At 73.6% G+C, this 15,585-nt stretch carries 8 protein-coding genes; 6 read left to right on the top strand and 2 right to left on the bottom strand.

Annotated elements, in window-relative coordinates:
* The first annotated feature begins 108 nt into the window (after positions 1-108).
* Positions 109-1,875, top strand: coding sequence for a condensation domain-containing protein (locus ACGFMP_RS24180; RefSeq protein ID WP_393675055.1), 1,767 nt, complete (start codon positions 109-111; stop codon positions 1,873-1,875).
* A 127-nt stretch (positions 1,876-2,002) separates the two neighbouring features.
* On the opposite strand, the gene ACGFMP_RS24185 is transcribed toward ACGFMP_RS24180, so the two are convergent.
* Complete coding sequence (locus ACGFMP_RS24185) at positions 2,003-4,168, bottom strand: phosphocholine-specific phospholipase C (RefSeq protein WP_393675056.1); 2,166 nt, start codon at positions 4,166-4,168, stop codon at positions 2,003-2,005.
* 284 nt (positions 4,169-4,452) lie between these two features.
* Here ACGFMP_RS24185 and ACGFMP_RS24190 point away from each other — a divergent pair, with 284 nt between their 5' ends.
* Positions 4,453-5,013, top strand: coding sequence for a hypothetical protein (locus ACGFMP_RS24190; RefSeq protein ID WP_393675057.1), 561 nt, complete (start codon positions 4,453-4,455; stop codon positions 5,011-5,013).
* 46 nt (positions 5,014-5,059) lie between these two features.
* Here the strand turns inward: ACGFMP_RS24190 and ACGFMP_RS24195 are convergent, their stop codons facing one another.
* Complete coding sequence (locus tag ACGFMP_RS24195; protein WP_393675058.1) at positions 5,060-5,536, bottom strand: MarR family winged helix-turn-helix transcriptional regulator; 477 nt, start codon at positions 5,534-5,536, stop codon at positions 5,060-5,062.
* 80 nt (positions 5,537-5,616) lie between these two features.
* Here ACGFMP_RS24195 and ACGFMP_RS24200 point away from each other — a divergent pair, with 80 nt between their 5' ends.
* The 4 genes from ACGFMP_RS24200 (at position 5,617) to ACGFMP_RS24215 (ending at position 15,574) form a co-directional block, all read left to right on the top strand.
* Positions 5,617-6,039 (top strand): Ohr family peroxiredoxin, encoded by a 423-nt coding sequence (locus ACGFMP_RS24200; RefSeq protein WP_393675059.1) that lies wholly within the window; start codon positions 5,617-5,619, stop codon positions 6,037-6,039.
* 532 nt (positions 6,040-6,571) lie between these two features.
* Positions 6,572-10,519: a Pls/PosA family non-ribosomal peptide synthetase gene (locus tag ACGFMP_RS24205; protein ID WP_393675230.1), complete on the top strand. Its 3,948-nt coding sequence runs from the start codon at positions 6,572-6,574 to the stop codon at positions 10,517-10,519.
* A 118-nt stretch (positions 10,520-10,637) separates the two neighbouring features.
* Positions 10,638-11,990, top strand: a complete 1,353-nt coding sequence (locus tag ACGFMP_RS24210; protein ID WP_393675060.1) for a M1 family metallopeptidase — start codon at positions 10,638-10,640, stop codon at positions 11,988-11,990.
* A gap of 188 nt (positions 11,991-12,178) precedes the next feature.
* Positions 12,179-15,574, top strand: coding sequence for a DUF4132 domain-containing protein (locus ACGFMP_RS24215; RefSeq protein WP_393675061.1), 3,396 nt, complete (start codon positions 12,179-12,181; stop codon positions 15,572-15,574).
* Positions 15,575-15,585 lie beyond the last annotated feature (11 nt).

Raw genomic sequence — 15,585 nt, forward strand, 5'->3', positions numbered from 1 at the left:
GGCTCCCGAACCGGAGCTGTGGCGCCCCGTCGTACTGGGAGCGCTCCCGTCCGGCGCTCTGCTCGACCGGGCGACCGGGCGACCAGGCGACCAGGAAGGCACGGGCGTATGACGGCCGATGACACCCCAGGAGCGACCGGTCCCCGTCTCCGCAGGATCGACTTCGGTGGCACGGCCTCACCCGCCGCCACGACCGGCCCGGTGACCTGGGCCCAGCAGCACATGCTGATGCTCTTCGACGAGCTGCACCCGCAGACCGATCCGCTGAACCTGCGGTTCTACACGAAGGTGCGGCCCGGCCTGGCGGAGGACGAGGTGCTCGACGCGCTGGCTGATCTGGTGCGTACGCACGAGGCCCTGCGCACGCGCTACGTGGCTCCCCCCGAGGGGCCCGCGCAGCGGGTGTCCGCCACCGGGCACCTGGACGTGCCGGTATTCGACTGCCCCGCGGAGGCGGCCGAGACGGTCGCCTCGCAGACGCTGGCGGCGCTGGCATCACGGCCTTTCGACATCTGCCGGGAGTGGCCGGTCCGTTGCGCCGTCGTCAGCGTGGCTGGCGCGCCCCGGTACCTGGTGTTCGCGCTGTGCCATCTGGTGGTCGACTTCGCGGGTGCCGCGTGGATGCGGGACCATCTGCGGGAGGTACTGCCGCCGCAGCCGGGGCAGGGACCCGCGCCGGCCACCGCGTACCGGATGGCGAGCGAGGCGGAGTGGGAGCGTTCGCCGGCCGGAGTGCGCAGCGGCGAGCGTGCCGTGGCGCACCATGAACGGACCTTCTCCGTGATGCCGCAGACGATGCTGCCGCGACCGGTGGCCGAGCCCGAGTCGCCCCGGTACCGGTATCTGGAATTCCACTCGCCCGCTCTTGCGATGGCGCTGCCCGTACTCGCGGCCCGGCACAACACCAGTGCGGCCACGGTCGTGTTCGCCGGTGTCGCCGCGGTCTCCGGGTTCGTCGCCGGACTGCCGGGTGCCTTCCTGCAGTTGACCGTCGGCAACCGGAACAAGGCGAGACTGCACGGCGCCGTGGGGATGTTCACGCAGGACGTCCCGGCCTGGGTGGACTTGACGGACGCTTCGGTCGCGGACATCATCGGCCGCTCGGCTCCCGCGGTATTCCAGGCCGGCCGGTTCGGGATCTATCCGCCGGCCGAACTGGCCGCGGGGCGCCGCAGGATCGAGTCCCTGCGGGGTGTCGCCTTCGACCTGTCGTGCTGGCTGAACTACCGGACGTCCACCGAATCCGCTGTCCCGGCCGCGCAGCCGCCGCCGACCGAAGCCGAACTGGCCCAGGCGGCGGCGCGGACCCGGTGGCGGTGGCTCGAAGGGACCGACAACAGCACCAGTACCTACTTCGTCTTCGCCGACAGCAGGCCGAGAAGGCTCACCCTGACGACGATCGTCGACACCGCCCTGCTGCCCGCCGGCGAAGCGGTCGACTGGCTGCGTACGGTCGAGCGGGCGCTGTGCGCGTCGGTCACACGGGACGTGGGGGTGGCGGAGATCGCGGAGTCCACCGGCCTGCGCCAGGACGCGCGGGGCGGCGAGTGGGTCCTGTCGGACGCGGGCTGGGTGCATGTGCCGAGCGTCGCGGACCTGGTGCGCCGCGCCTCGGGGTCACGGCAGGCCGCTGTGTTCGCCGAACCGTCCGCGGACGGCCCCCGCCTCGTCGCGTACCTCGACGGGGGGCGGTCGGCGGCCGATCCCGGCGGTCTGCACGCGCGGTGCGTGGCCGCGCTGCCCGGGGTGCGCACCGCTGCCGCGCCGCACGAGTACGTGGTGTGCGCGGGTGCGCCCGCGCGTGTCTCGGACCCGGCCGGATGGCGGGACATGCCCGTGCTGTCGCGAGGCTCCGGCCGGGCCGCCCTGGCGTAGCGCGACGGTCGGGGACCGTGGCTGCGGCCGCCCGCCGTTTGCGGGGTCGGCCCTCCCCGCCGCCCCGGAGCCGGGGCGTACGCGCGCTCGGGGCGGCGTGGAGGGCCGTTCGCCGTGCGGAGCCCGGTCAGCCGGTGATGCTGGCCTTGCCGGTCTCCAGGTGGCCGGTGAACCGCTGCGACCAGGCGTGGTCGCCGTCGGCCGTGACGGTCACGTCGTACCAGCCGTCGCTGATGCCGACCGCGTCGACGACCCACGTCTCCTTGCCGTGCACGTCGACCCGCAGCCGCTGCGGAGCGTGCGAGATGTAGTGGTTGTGCCTGACGGTGAAGGTCACCGGCTTGTGGCCGCCGTTGCGCAGTGACAGCTTCAGCTTCGGGTGCGCGGTCGACTTGCCGTCGTAATAGCTCGCCTCGACGACGAGGTCCTTGCCCGCGGTGGCGGTGTCGCCGATGAAGCGGCGCAGGAACCGGTTCGGTCCCGTGACGGTCAGGTCGTAGGCGGTGTCGCCCTCCGCGGACCCCACCGGGCCCACGCCGGTGGCCGTGTCCCTGGCGCCGACGGTGTACTGGCCGGGAAACTTGGCGGGGTATTCGGCGAGCGTCGGGATGCCGCCCAGGTTGTTGTGGACGGAGAAGTGGCTCGCCTTGGTGGCGAACGGCGCCTCGTTGCTGAACTCCAGCACCGCCGTGCCGTGAGCGAAGCCGGTCAGCTGGGCGTTGGGCTGGTACGGCAGCGCGCGCGCCCGCTTCGTGCCCTTCTCCTGGACGGGCATCGTGTTGTCGCCGGGCAGCGGGGTGTAGCGGGTCTCGGGGATCAGGTCCCCGGTGTCGGGCAGGTGGGGCATCCCGTAGACCGGCGAGGTGAAGTCGAAGGCGCCGGTGAGGTCACCGGAGACCTTGCGGCGCCACTTGCTGATGTTGGGGGAGACGGCGGGCTTGCCGAGCGCGGTGGTCCACTTCTCGATGAACTGGATGACCGAGGTGTGGTCGGAGACCTCGGAGGTCACCCAACCGCCGCGGGTCCAGGGCGAGATGAGGAGCAGCGGCACGCGGAAGCCGAGGCCGACGGGAAGCGGCTCTGTGACCCCGTACTGGCTCATGGTGCCGGAGACGAACTCGTCTGCCTCGCCCGGCGCCGGGACCGGCGGCGAGACATGGTCGAACTGGCCGTCGTTCTCGTCGTAGTTGACGATCACCAGGGTCGAGTCGAAGACGTCAGGGTCGGCGTTGAGTGCTTCGAGTACGCCGCGCAGGAAGTAGGCGCCGTTGCTCGGGGCGGTGACCGGGTGCTCGGAGAAGAACTGGTTGTTGACGACCCAGCTGACCTCGGGCAGCGTGCCGTTGAGCACGTCGGCGCGGATCGCGGCGTTGATGTTGTCGGCGTTGCCCGCGAGCCCGGTGGCCGGCTCGGGGACGTTCTTCACACCGTTGTCGTAGTAGACGTTGCCCGGGGCGGCCTGGCCGCCCTGGGTGGGGTCGAGCTTCGCGAAGGTGTTGAAGTACTCGAGGCCGTTGTCGCCGTAGTCGTCCTCGCACTGGTAGACGCGCCAGCTGGTGCCCGCCTTCTGGAGGGTCTCGGCGTAGGACTCCCAGGGCAGGAACTTGCCGCGCTCGTCGCCGCCGTCGTTGGCCGTGAACGTCCCGTGCTTCTTGTCGGCGTTGATCGTGCCGCCCCACAGATACGTGCGGTTGGGGCCGGTCGCGCTGAGCACCGAGCAGTGGTACGCGTCGCCCACCGTGTAGGCGTCGGCGAGGGCGTAGTGGAAGGGGAGGTCCTTGCGGTCGAGGTAGCCCAGGGTGGTGGGGCCGCCCTTCGCGTAGTACCAGCCGTTCATGAGGCCGCCGTACCAGGCGCCGTGCTGGTCGGTCCATCCGTGGCTGGTGCCGCCGTAGTTGGCCGCGCCCAGTTCGGCGCTCGGCGGGGTGTCGCCGCTCCAGGACTTCGCGCCGCTCAGCCGCCAGGGGAACTGCGTCTCCGCGCCCTCCGTCAGCGTCTTCGGCTGCTCCCAGACCGACTTCCCGCCGGGCAGCTGGATGGTCGCACGGTCGCCGAATCCGCGAACTCCCTTGAGGGAACCGAAGTAGTGGTCGAAGCTGCGGTTCTCCTGCATGATCACGACGACGTGCTTGATGTCGCGGATGTCGCCGTGCTTGTGGCCGTGACCGTGGTCGTGGTCGTGGCCGTGCCCGGGGGTCGCGGCGGCGGTACCCGGTGTGGCGGCACCCACGGCGGCCGCACCGGTGACGGTGGCGGCGGCGCCCAGGAATTTTCTGCGGGACAGTGCGGACATTTCGATTCCTTCAGGTCGAGGGGGCAAATCCAGACACTGGTGCCGCAACCTTGCGACACAGCGACCGGGACCTGACGCGCACATAGCCGGAGGCCCAAAAGAGCAGGTCGGCTGGGCGGCCTGGGCGCCGGAGCCGGGTCCGCGACCGGGGGTGCCAGGGCGGCGGCGGACCGCGCGGCGGCCCGCCGTACTTCCGGGAGAGGTTCCCGGTCGGCAGCGGCGATGAGCCGGGCGGGCCGGGGTAGGCGGACAGCAAAAGCCCTGTGTTCAAAGGGAGATCGCCCATGCGCAGGATCACCGAACTTCTCGCCCGGCACCTGTGGCTCGAGTTCCTGGCTGCCTGGCTGCTGGCCTCGGCCTTCGTACTGCTGCTCAGGCCGGGCGATTCGCCCCTCGCCCTGCTCCTGCGGGTGATGGTCTGCTTCGTGGCGGTACTGTGGCCGGCGCTCATGCGCCGGCACCAGGAGCGGTCGGCGGCAGGCGGGTCGGCCGACGAACTGGTCGTGCTTGACCACCTGCTGCGGGAGGGCGAGCCGCCGGAGGACCAGGGCCGGCGCCGGGTGATGCGCGCGATCGTCGAGCGGCGGCTGAAGCGCACCCGGCACCGCATGCCCGCGCTGCTCGGTGTGGCCCTGCTGCTCGTCGCCAGTCTCGTGCTGGTGGCCGCCACCTCGTCCCCCTGGCACACCGCCGGATACGGCGCCTTCTGCGCGGTCTTCCTCGGCTACCTCTACGTGGCCGGCGGTGTCGCGGTGCACCGGCTGCGGCGGATGCGTGATGCGCTCGCCGAGGCAGCCGCCCCACGCGGGAGCATGCGGCACCCGATCCAGGGCGGGGGCGCCTGACCCGCCGCGGGCACGTCTGTCCACGTCCCGCCCGCCTGCGGAGGGTTCACTCCGTAGCGCGGGTGTCTGCCCGACCCGCCGCCTGATCGGGCGGGTCGGCGGCCGCCCCCAGTGCGGTGATGAGGTGCCGCAGCCCGTCGTGCAGCCGCTCGGCGTCGGCGACGCTGAAGTCGAGTCCGCCGAAGACCCGGTCCACCACGTGCTCGCCGCGCTCCTGGAGCCGGCGGCCCTCAGCGGTGAGGTGGATCAGGACCGACCTCTCGTCGGCCTGACTGCGCTCGCGGGTCAGCAGGCCGGACCCCTCGAGGCGCTTCAGGAGGGGGGACAGGGTGCCGGAGTCGAACCTCAGGGCGGCGCCGAGCTCTTTGACGCTGCGGCCGTCCCGGTCCCACAGCAGCAGCATCGTCAGGTACTGCGGGTAGGTGAGGCCGAGCGGGCGCAGTTCCCGCCGGTAGGCGCTGTCCAGCTCACGTGCGGCGACATGGACGGCGAAGCAGGCCAGGTCGTCGGGTACGAGTCCCATGCCCCCATCGTACCCGCTTGACAGCGCGCAACTGAGTTGCGTACAACTCAATTGCTCACAACTCACATGGGAGGCACCTGATGAAGCCGACGTACACGGCCGTGGCCACGTCCTCTGGCAGGAACGGACGTGCCGTCACGTCCGACGGTCTCCTCGACCTGCAGCTCGCCATGCCGAAGGAGCTGGGCGGCACGGGTGAGGGCGCCAACCCCGAGCAGCTGTTCGCCGCCGGTTACGCGGCCTGTTTCGCCGCCTCGCTCGAACTGGTGGCCCGCGGCAGGAAATCGGATGTCGAGGGCCTCTCGGTCACCGCAGAGGTGAGCCTCGTACCGAAGAGCGAGGGTCCCGGATTCACCCTGGCCTCCGTCCTGCGGATCGCACTCCCCGCGCACCTGGCGGGCGCGGAGGGTGCGGCCCTGGTCGAAGCCGCGCACCAGGTCTGCCCCTATTCGAGCGCCACGCGCGGAAACATGCCGGTCGAGCTCGTGGTCGCCGCGGCCTGACAGCCGGCCGGCCCGCGAAGGGCGCCCCGCACGTCCGACCCGGCGTCATTCGCTCCCGCACGCGCCTGCGTTGGCCGACTGGCCGGCTGGCTCCGGTGCAGATCCCGTCGCGGTGCCGTGTCCGGCGGCGGAATCGACCGCGCCGGGCCGCGGGGCGCCCCGTACGGGCTCCGTCAGGGCCGGCCGCGGGGCGCCCGCGGCCTCGGGCGGTGTGTGTTGCGGCACCTTCCGGCATCTGGCGCCCCGTCAGCAGGACTGCCCGTGCTCCGGCTCCTGCCCAGGTCACCGGGGGTGTGCCGGCGCCTCCTGGCGTGCCGAGGCCGTGGCGGGCCCGCGGCCGCCGGGAGGCGCCGTCCTCGGGGGCCGCTTAGTATGAGCCGCCTTGTCGGCTTTGGTACCGAGTGCGGTGGGCCCGGAAGGGCGTGGCCTCGCACACCAGGGGCCGGGCGCAGGCCCGGGGTGGGGGACGAGGGACGAGGAGCGCATGAACCTGAACGTGCAGAGCGACCCGCTGGAGGACGTGGACCTCCTGATGGGCGAGATCGGCGCGGCCGAGCAGAGCGGCACCGGATACGCCCATTTCGCCGGGCGCCGGGCTGCCGGGCCGCGGACGCTGCTCGACGTGTTCGAGGCCGGCGTTCTCGCCCACCCGCACGAGCCGGCGCTGGACGACGGCCGTACGGAGCTGACCTACCGCGCGCTGGCGGCGGAGGTCGAAGCGCTGCGCCGCACGCTGGCCGCCGCCGGGATCAGCGCGGGCGACCGGGTCGGAGTCAGGGTCCCCTCGGGCGGCAACGACCTGTACGTGTGCATCCTGGCCGTGCTCGCGGCGGGCGCCGCATACGTGCCGGTGGACGCCGAGGATCCCGACGAGCGGGCGGAACTGGTGTTCGGCGAGGCGGGCGTGGCCGCCGTGCTGGGTGCGGGCCGCACCGTGACCGTGACCGGTACCGCTCCCACCACCACGGGCAGCGGCGCCCCCCGCGCCGCATCCGGCAAGAGCACCCCCCGTACCGCCACCCGGCGCCCCACCCCCGACGACGACGCCTGGATCATCTTCACCTCGGGTTCCACCGGCCGCCCCAAGGGCGTCGCGGTCACCCACCGCAATGCGGCGGCCTTCGTGGACGCCGAGGCCGCGCTCTTCCTGCGGGAGGAGCCGATCGGCCCTGGCGACCGCGTGATGGCATCCCTCTCGGTCGCCTTCGACGCGTCGTGCGAGGAGATGTGGCTGGCCTGGCGCAACGGAGCCTGCCTCGTCCCGGTGCCGCGCTCGCAGGTGCGCGGGGGGAGCGACCTGGGCCCCTGGCTGATCGAGCAGGAGATCACCGTGGTGTCCACGGTGCCCACGCTCGCCACGCTGTGGCCCGCCGAGGCGCTCAACGAGGTGCGGCTGCTGATCTTCGGCGGCGAGGCCTGCCCGCCCGAGCTGGTCGAGCGCCTGGTCACCGAGGGCCGCGAGGTCTGGAACACCTACGGCCCGACCGAGGCCACCGTCGTCGCCTGCGCGGCCCTGCTGACCGGCGAGGGGCCGGTACGCATCGGCCTGCCGCTGGACGGCTGGGAACTGGCCGTGGTGGACGAGGCGGGTGAGCCGGTCCCCATGGGCCGCAGCGGCCAGCTCATCATCGGCGGCGTCGGCCTCGCGCGGTACCTGGACACCGCGAAGGACGCGGAGAAGTACGCACCGCTGGACGCGCTCGGCTGGCAGCGCGCGTACCGCAGCGGGGACCTCGTCAGGGCCGAACCAGAAGGGCTGGTCTTCCTCGGCCGGGCCGACGAGCAGATCAAGCTCGGCGGCAGGCGGATCGAGCTGGGCGAGGTGGACGCCGCCCTCCAGGCGCTGCCCGGCGTCACGGGCGCCGCCGCGGCCGTGCGGACGACCCGGCGCGGCAACCAGCTGCTGGTCGGATACGTGGTGGCAGGCGAGGGCTGGGACCGGGCCACTGCCGTCGCCGAGCTCTCCGCCCGGCTGCCCGCCGCCCTGGTGCCGCTGCTGGCGACCGTGGAGACGCTGCCGACCAGGACCTCGGGCAAGGTGGACCGGGCCGCGCTGCCCTGGCCCCTGCCGCAGTCCGCGGGGCCGGCGCCGGGTGAGGAGGCCGCGGAGCCGCTGCACGGCACCGAGGCATGGGTGGCCGAGCAGTGGACCGAGGTCCTCGGGGTGCCGGTCGCCGGGGCCCGCGACGACTTCTTCGCGATCGGCGGCGGCAGCCTCGCCGCCGCCCAGCTCACCACCCTGCTGCGGACGCGCTTCCCATCGGTGGCCGTCGTCGACATCTACCAGGCACCCACCGTCCGCAAGCTGGCGCGGATGCTGGACCGCTCGGCACGCGACGACCGGCCGGTCAGAAAGATCACGCCCGTCCCGACCCGGGCCAAGGCCGTACAGTTGCTCGCCCTGCTCCCGCTCCACGCGATCATCGGGCTGCGCTGGACGACCGGACTGCTGGCCGTGGGCAACCTGCTGGCACACACCGGCCGCTACCCGTGGGCGCCGACCGCCTCCTGGTGGCTGGTGGGGGCAGGCGCGGTGCTCCTCTTCACCCCGCCGGGACGGCTGGCGCTCGCCGCGGCCGGCGCCCGGCTGCTGCTGGCCGGGCTCGAGCCCGGCAGCCACCCGCGCGGCGGCGGGGTCCACCTGCGGCTGTGGGCGGCCGAGCGGCTGGCGGAGGCCACCGGCGCGACCGCACTGTCCGGCGTGTGGCTGATCCGCTACGGCCGGGCGCTCGGCGCCCGCATCGCGTCCGACGTGGACCTGCACTCGCTGCCGCCCGTCACCGGCATGCTCAGGCTCGGCCGGGGCTGCGCGGTCGAGGCCGAAGTGGACCTGTGCGGCTACTGGCTCGACGGCGACCGTCTCGAGGTCGGGCAGGTGAGGGTCGGCTCCGGCGCCGTGGTCGGCACCCGCAGCACGCTGCTGCCCGGTGCCCGGATCGGCAAGCGGGCGCAGATCGCCGCCGGGTCCACCGTGACGGGCCAGGTGCCCACCGGCCAGCGCTGGGCGGGCGCGCCCGCGGTCAAGGCGGGCAGGGCCGAGCGGCGCTGGCCGAAGCAGCGCCCCGGCCGCCGGGCCCGCTGGGCGGTCGCCTACGGCGTCAGCGGCGCGGGCCTCACCCTGCTCCCGGCCGTCGCCGCGCTGGCCGCCCTGGCCGTCGCGGGCGCCCTGGTCCCCACCGGCAGCGGCCTCGCGGCCGCCATGCGGGGGGCGCTCATCGCCCTCGTGCCCGCCACGCTGGCCTTCGGCCTGGCCTATGCCGCCCTGCTGCTGGCCGCGGTCCGGTTGCTGAGCGTGGGCCTGCGCCCCGGCTGGCACCCGCTGCACAGCCGGGTGGGCTGGCAGTCCTGGACGGTGACCCAGCTCATGGACGCCGCCCGCGACAAGCTCTTCCCGCTGTACGCAGGCCTCATCACCCCGGTGTGGCTGCGTGCGCTGGGCATGAAGGTCGGCAGCGGAGCGGAGGTCTCCACGGTGCTGGCGATCCCCAGCCTCACCACCGTCGGCGACGGTGCCTTCCTCGCCGACGACGTACTGGTCGCCCCCTACCAGCTCGGCGGCGGCTGGCTGCGGATCGGCGCGGCCGAGATCGGCGAGCGCGCCTTCCTCGGCAATTCCGGTATGACCGCGCCGGGGCGCGCGGTACCGGACCGCGGGCTGGTGGGCGTGCTGTCGGCCACACCGAAGAAGGCCAAGGAGGGCCGCTCCTACCTCGGCATGCCGCCGGTGCGGCTGCCACGGACCGTGGATGACGGCGATCAGAGCCTGACGTATCTGCCGTCCGCCCGCCTGGTGTGGGCGCGCGGGCTGGTCGAGGTCTGCCGGCTGGTGCCGGTGCTGGCCTCCGCCGCGCTCGCGACGGAGCTCCTCGCGGCGCTGGCGCGACTGGCCCGAAGCGGGACGTTGACGGTGGCGCTGCTGTCGGGGCCCGCGCTGCTGGCCGCGGGAGCCGTCGCCGCCCTGGTGTCGATCGCCGCGAAGTGGCTGCTGGTGGGCCGCTTCCGTGCCGTGGAACGCCCGCTGTGGAGCGCCTTCGTATGGCGCAACGAACTGGCCGACACCTTCGTCGAAGTGCTCGCCGTGCCGTGGCTGATCGGCGCGGTGCCCGGCACACCGGTGATGAATCTGTGGCTGCGCGGACTGGGCGCGCGGATCGGCCGGGGCGTGTGGTGCGAGAGCTACTGGCTGCCCGAGGCCGACCTGGTCACCCTGGAGGACGGGGTGAGTGTGAACCGCGGCTGTGTGCTGCAGACCCACCTCTTCCACGACCGGATCATGCGGATGGATACGGTGGTGCTCCGCGCGGGCGCCACGCTCGGTCCCGGCGGCATCGTGCTGCCTGGCAGCGAGATCGGGGCCCGCAGCACGCTGGGTCCCGCCTCGCTGGTGATGCGGGCGGAGTCCATTCCGGCGGACAGCCGCTGGCTGGGCAATCCGGCAGAGGCCTGGCACGACGCCGAGCCGGGGCAGGGCGGCGCATGACGGGCCCGGGGTCCGGCGTGCCGCGGCCCCCGCGGGTCGACGGCAGGGCTTGACGAGGGACGGGACGCGGCTCCGCGCGGCGCGGTCCGCCCCGCGAAACGCAAGGGAGCGAGGACCAGTGGCCCACAAGCGGGTGGCGGCGCCGCAGGCGGACCCGTACTTCCCCTCCCACGGCGACCCCCGCTACCGGGTCCACCGCTACGAGCTGGCCCTTGACTACCGCCCCGCGTCCAACCGGCTGCGCGGCACGGCGCGGCTCAGCGCCGTGGCGGGCGGCGCCGAGCTGCGTGAATTCGCTCTCGACCTGGCCGACTTCCGGCTCCAGCGGGTCGTCGTCGACGGCCGGCCCGCGCGCTACGCCCACCGGGCGGGACGGCTGCGGGTCCGTCCCGCCAAGGCCGTGGAGGCCGGCGCGACCTTCACGGCGGAGGTGAACTACACCGGCAATCCGCAGCCGCTCGGCAGCCAGTGGGGCGGCCTGGGCTGGGAGGAGCTGACCGACGGCGCGCTGGTGGCCAGCCAGCCGGTCGGCGCCCCGTCCTGGTACCCGTGCAACGACCGGCCCGCGGACAAGGCGTCCTACCAGATCTCGGTGACCACCCCTTCGGCCTACACCGTGGTCGTCGGCGGCAGGCTGCTGTCCAGGACCATCAGGGCCGGCAGCACCACCTGGGTCTACGAGCAGGCGGCGCCCACCTCCAGCTATCTCGTGACCGTCTCGATCGGCCGCTACGAGGCCGTGCGGCTGGCGGGCGCGGCCTCGGTGTTCGCACCGCGCCGCCCGGTGCCGCAGACCGGATACGTACCGGCCGGACTGCGCCGGCAATTCGCCGTCGACTTCGGGCGGCAGACCCGCATGATGGACTTCTTCGAGGACGTCTTCGGCCCGTATCCGTTCGACGAGTACGCGGTGGTCGTGGCCGACGAGGAGCTGGACGTGCCGGTCGAGGCGCAGGGCATGGCCACCTTCGGCACCAACCACCTCGGCGGGCACCGCAGATCCGAGCGGCTGGTCGCCCACGAGCTGGCACACCAGTGGTTCGGCAACAGCGTGACGATCGCCGACTGGCGGCACATCTGGCTCAACGAGGGCTTCGCCAAGTACGCCGAGTGGCTGTGGTCCGAGCACAGCGGCGGCGCGACGGCCGCCACGCACGCCGCCACCGCGTACGACCGGCTGGCCCGGCTGCCGCAGGACCTGACGCTCGGTGACCCCGGACGCCGGCTCATGTTCGACGACCGGCTCTACCAGCGCGGCGGCCTGGCCGTGCACGCACTGCGCCGCGCCATGGGCGAGGGCGCGTTCTTCCGCATGCTCAAGGGCTGGATTGCGGTGCACCGGCACGGCGTGGTGACCACGGCAGGACTCGCCGCACACGCCGCGCAGTACACCTCCCGCCCGCTGGACGCGGTCTTCGACGCCTGGGTGCACCGCCCGGCACTGCCGCCGATGGGCGAACCGGACCGCTGAGCGGGGCCCGTACGGCGCGGCGGCCGAGCGGTGCCGCGCACCCCCTCCCGCATGCCCCGACCTGCCGGCCCACCCCCCGCCCGCGCGTGCTCCGGACGCGGGACCGGGCTGTCAGTGGGCCCCGCTACTGTGGCGGCCACTTGAGCACGTGATCATCGTCCGGCCGCGGTGCCGGCAGAGGAGGGGCTGTGGGGCGCAGGGGGCTGGTCGCCGCGGAAGCGGCGGAGCGCGGGGACATCGCGGTGGCGCAGGCACGGGGCGTCGAGCTCCCGGACGAGGAGACCTTCGAGATGCCGGCCGCGTGGCGGCGGCTGGTGTACCCCCGCAGGGGCGGCATCAGGGTGAGCGTGGCGGCGCCGCATCCCGAGGGGGAGGAGCTGCTGGCGCGGCGGTTCACGGAGGAGAGCGCCCTGATCGGGGAGATGCTCGCCTCACCGGACAGCGACCCGGAGCTGGCCGGCGCGCTGCGCGCGCACATCGACGGCGCGCACAGCCCGCTGGGGGCCGCGGTTCTGGCCCACCTGACGAGGCATTACCAGATGGCGGCGGGCGTCTTCGTCGACGAATGGGTCAGGACCCACGGCCTGGTGTTCGCCGCACGGGCCGTGGTGGAGTACTTCGACACCGCGGCCGACTACCGGCAGAGCGGGTCGCGGCGATCGGACGCCCGCCTCGTACGGCATCCGGCCGGCCGCGACATCACCGACCTGCACGGGCAGCAGTGCGCGGAGCGGCTGCGGGTGCTGCTGTCCGTGGCGGAGGAGGACGCGTATCGGGAGGTCGTGGCCGCGCTGGAGTCCTGCCGGTTCGACGCGCGGCGCCGCGTCGTGGTGTCGTTCCTCGTGCCCGGCGAGACCGAGTGGGTCGCCGAATGCTGTGCGGATCCCACCCCCGACGACCGGTTGCTGCGCATGATGCTGCTGGCCTCGCTGGGCTCCTCCGAGCAGCTCGCGCGGTTCGTCGCCGGGGCCGGGCGCCTGTGGAACACCTTGACGATGCCGCTGATCGCGACCCTGGCGGAGAGCACGGGCACGAGCTTCACACCCCTGCTGGAAGAGGCCCTGGAGACGGCGTACGGGGCGGACCGGTCGAAGATGCTCGCCGGTGTCCTGCTGGAGATTCCGACGGACGACGCCTTCCGGCTGCTGCTGGCCCGGGTCGACGACAAGCACGTGCGTCCGCAACTGCTGTCGGCGATGCGCCGCCACCCCGTCCGCGCCCTGCGGCTGCTGGGCGCCGCGGCGCAGGGCGGCGGAAAGGACGCCGCGACGGCCCGGCTGCTGCTGACCTCGCACGTCCGGTCGTTCGCCGAGACGGCCACGGCCGTGCTGCCGGACCTGGCCCCTGACGTCGCCGCCCTGGTGGAGCAGTTGCTCGACCGGGGCGACCTGCTGCCGGAGGCGCCCGTGGAGGCGCTGCCCGCGCTGCTCGTCGACCCGCCCTGGGCGGGGAAGCGCACGGTGCGCAAGCCGCGGGTGGCGGCCGAGGTCCCCGCGGCGCCCGGGCCCCGGGTCGTCTGGAAGGCCGGGGAACAGGAGGCCTGGGCCGGCACCGACTCGTGGTACGCCGAGTGGCGCAGGACGTACGACTGGTCGCGGGAGATCAAGACCCTGCAGGCCGGCGGGGCGCTCAAGGACGTCCGCGAGGCCCGGCTGTTCGTCGTCTGCGACGAGGACGTGGTCCGGCCGCTGCTGGCCACCTGGACACCGGAGGACTTCTGGGACGGCGAGGCGTCGCTCAAGCCGGTGGCGGCGCGCTTCGGCGTCGACGCCCTCCCGCTGCTGCTGCAGGCCTCCGCGCGCCAACCGGCCACGCTCAACGTGCTGCTCCTGCCGTATCTGAGCGCCGAGGCGGCCCGGCAGGTCTGCGACTGGCTCGCCAGGCTGAAGTCCGCCGACGCCACGGCCCGCGCCTGGCTCACCCGGCATGGCCTCGCGACGGTCCCCTACCTCGCCCCGTTCGCGGTGGGTCCTGCCGGCGTCGCCCGGCGCGGAGCCGAGCGGGCGCTGCGGCTGCTCGCGGCCGCGCACGGCGCGGAAGCGGTCGGCCAGGCCGCCGCCGAGGCCGGGTCCGAGACAGCCGCGATCATCAGGGAGGTGCTGGCCGCCGATCCGCTGGAGAGCGCGCTTCCTGCCCGCATGCCTGCCATCGGCGTCTGGGCCGATCCCGGGCTGCTGCCCCAACTCGTCCTCGTGGAGGGCGGGGCGCTGCCCCACAGCGCGGTGGACCACGCCATCACCCTGCTGCTGCTCTCCAAGCCGGGCGAGGTCTACCCCGGCCTCGACGTGCTGACATCGGCCTGCACCGCCGACTCGCTCAGCGCCTTCGCCTGGGCCCTGTTCGAGCAGTGGCGGCTGGCCGGCATGCCGCCCAAGGACAGCTGGGCCCTGCACGCCCTCGGCTGGCTCGGCGACGACGAGACGGTCCGCCGCCTCACCCCCGTGCTGCGCGCCTGGCCGGGCGAGGGCGCGCACCACCGGGCCGTGGAGGGCCTGGAGGTGCTGGCGGCGATCGGATCCGACGTCGCGCTGATGCACCTGCACGGCATAGCGCAGCGGGTGCCGTTCAAGGCCCTCAAGGTACGCGCGCAGCAGAAGATCGCGGAGGTCGCCGAGAGCCTGGGGCTCACGGCCGACCAGCTGGGCGACCGGCTCGTACCGGACTTCGGCCTGGAGGCGGACGGCAGCACGGTCATCGACTACGGCCCGCGCCGCTTCACCGTCGGCTTCGACGAGCAGCTGCGCCCGTATGTCCTGGATGCCGACGGCAAGCGCCGCAAGGCACTTCCCGCGCCCGGCGCGAAGGACGACGCGGAGCTGGCGCCGGCCGAGCGCAAGCGCTTCGCGGCGCTGAAGAAGGACGTGCGCACCGTCGCGGCCGACCAGGTGCGGCGTCTCGAGGCGGCGATGGTCGCGGGGCGGACGTGGCCGGCCGGCGAGTTCCGGGAGCTGTTCGTCGCCCACCCGCTGCTGTGGCACCTGGTGCGCAGGCTGGTCTGGCTCGCCGAGGCAGCGGACCCCGTCGTGGTGACCGCGTTCAGGGTCGCGGAGGACCGTACCTTCGCCGACGTCGAGGACGACGCCTTCATGCTGCCGGACGACGCGACGGTGACACTGGCGCACCCGCTGCACCTGGGGGCCGACGTGGCCGCGTGGTCGGAGCTGTTCGCCGACTACGAGATCCTGCAGCCCTTCCCGCAGCTGGGACGGCCGCTGCACGCCTTCACGGACGAGGAGGCCGCGGGCCACCGGCTGGCCCGCTTCGAGGGTGAGACGGTGCCGGTCGGCAGGCTGCTCGGCCTGACCAGCCGCGGCTGGCAGCGGGGCGTGCCGCAGGACGCGGGCGTGGAGCGGTGGTTCCACCGGCAGGTCGGCGACAACCGCCATGTGGTGATCGCGCTGGACCAGGGGATCGCCGTCGGCATGGTCGACACCATGGGCGACCAGACCTTCGAGACGGTCTGGCTGGACGCCCGACCGGGCGACTACTTCCCGTCGCGCCGGCACTCGCTGCGCTTCGGCGACCTCGACCCGGTCATCGCCTCAGAAGTGCTCGCCGATCTCACCGAGGTGACCGCCAAGTGACCGCGCCCGCC

It is taken from the genome of Streptomyces sp. NPDC049040, from assembly GCF_043197715.1.
GTDB lineage: Bacteria > Actinomycetota > Actinomycetes > Streptomycetales > Streptomycetaceae > Actinacidiphila.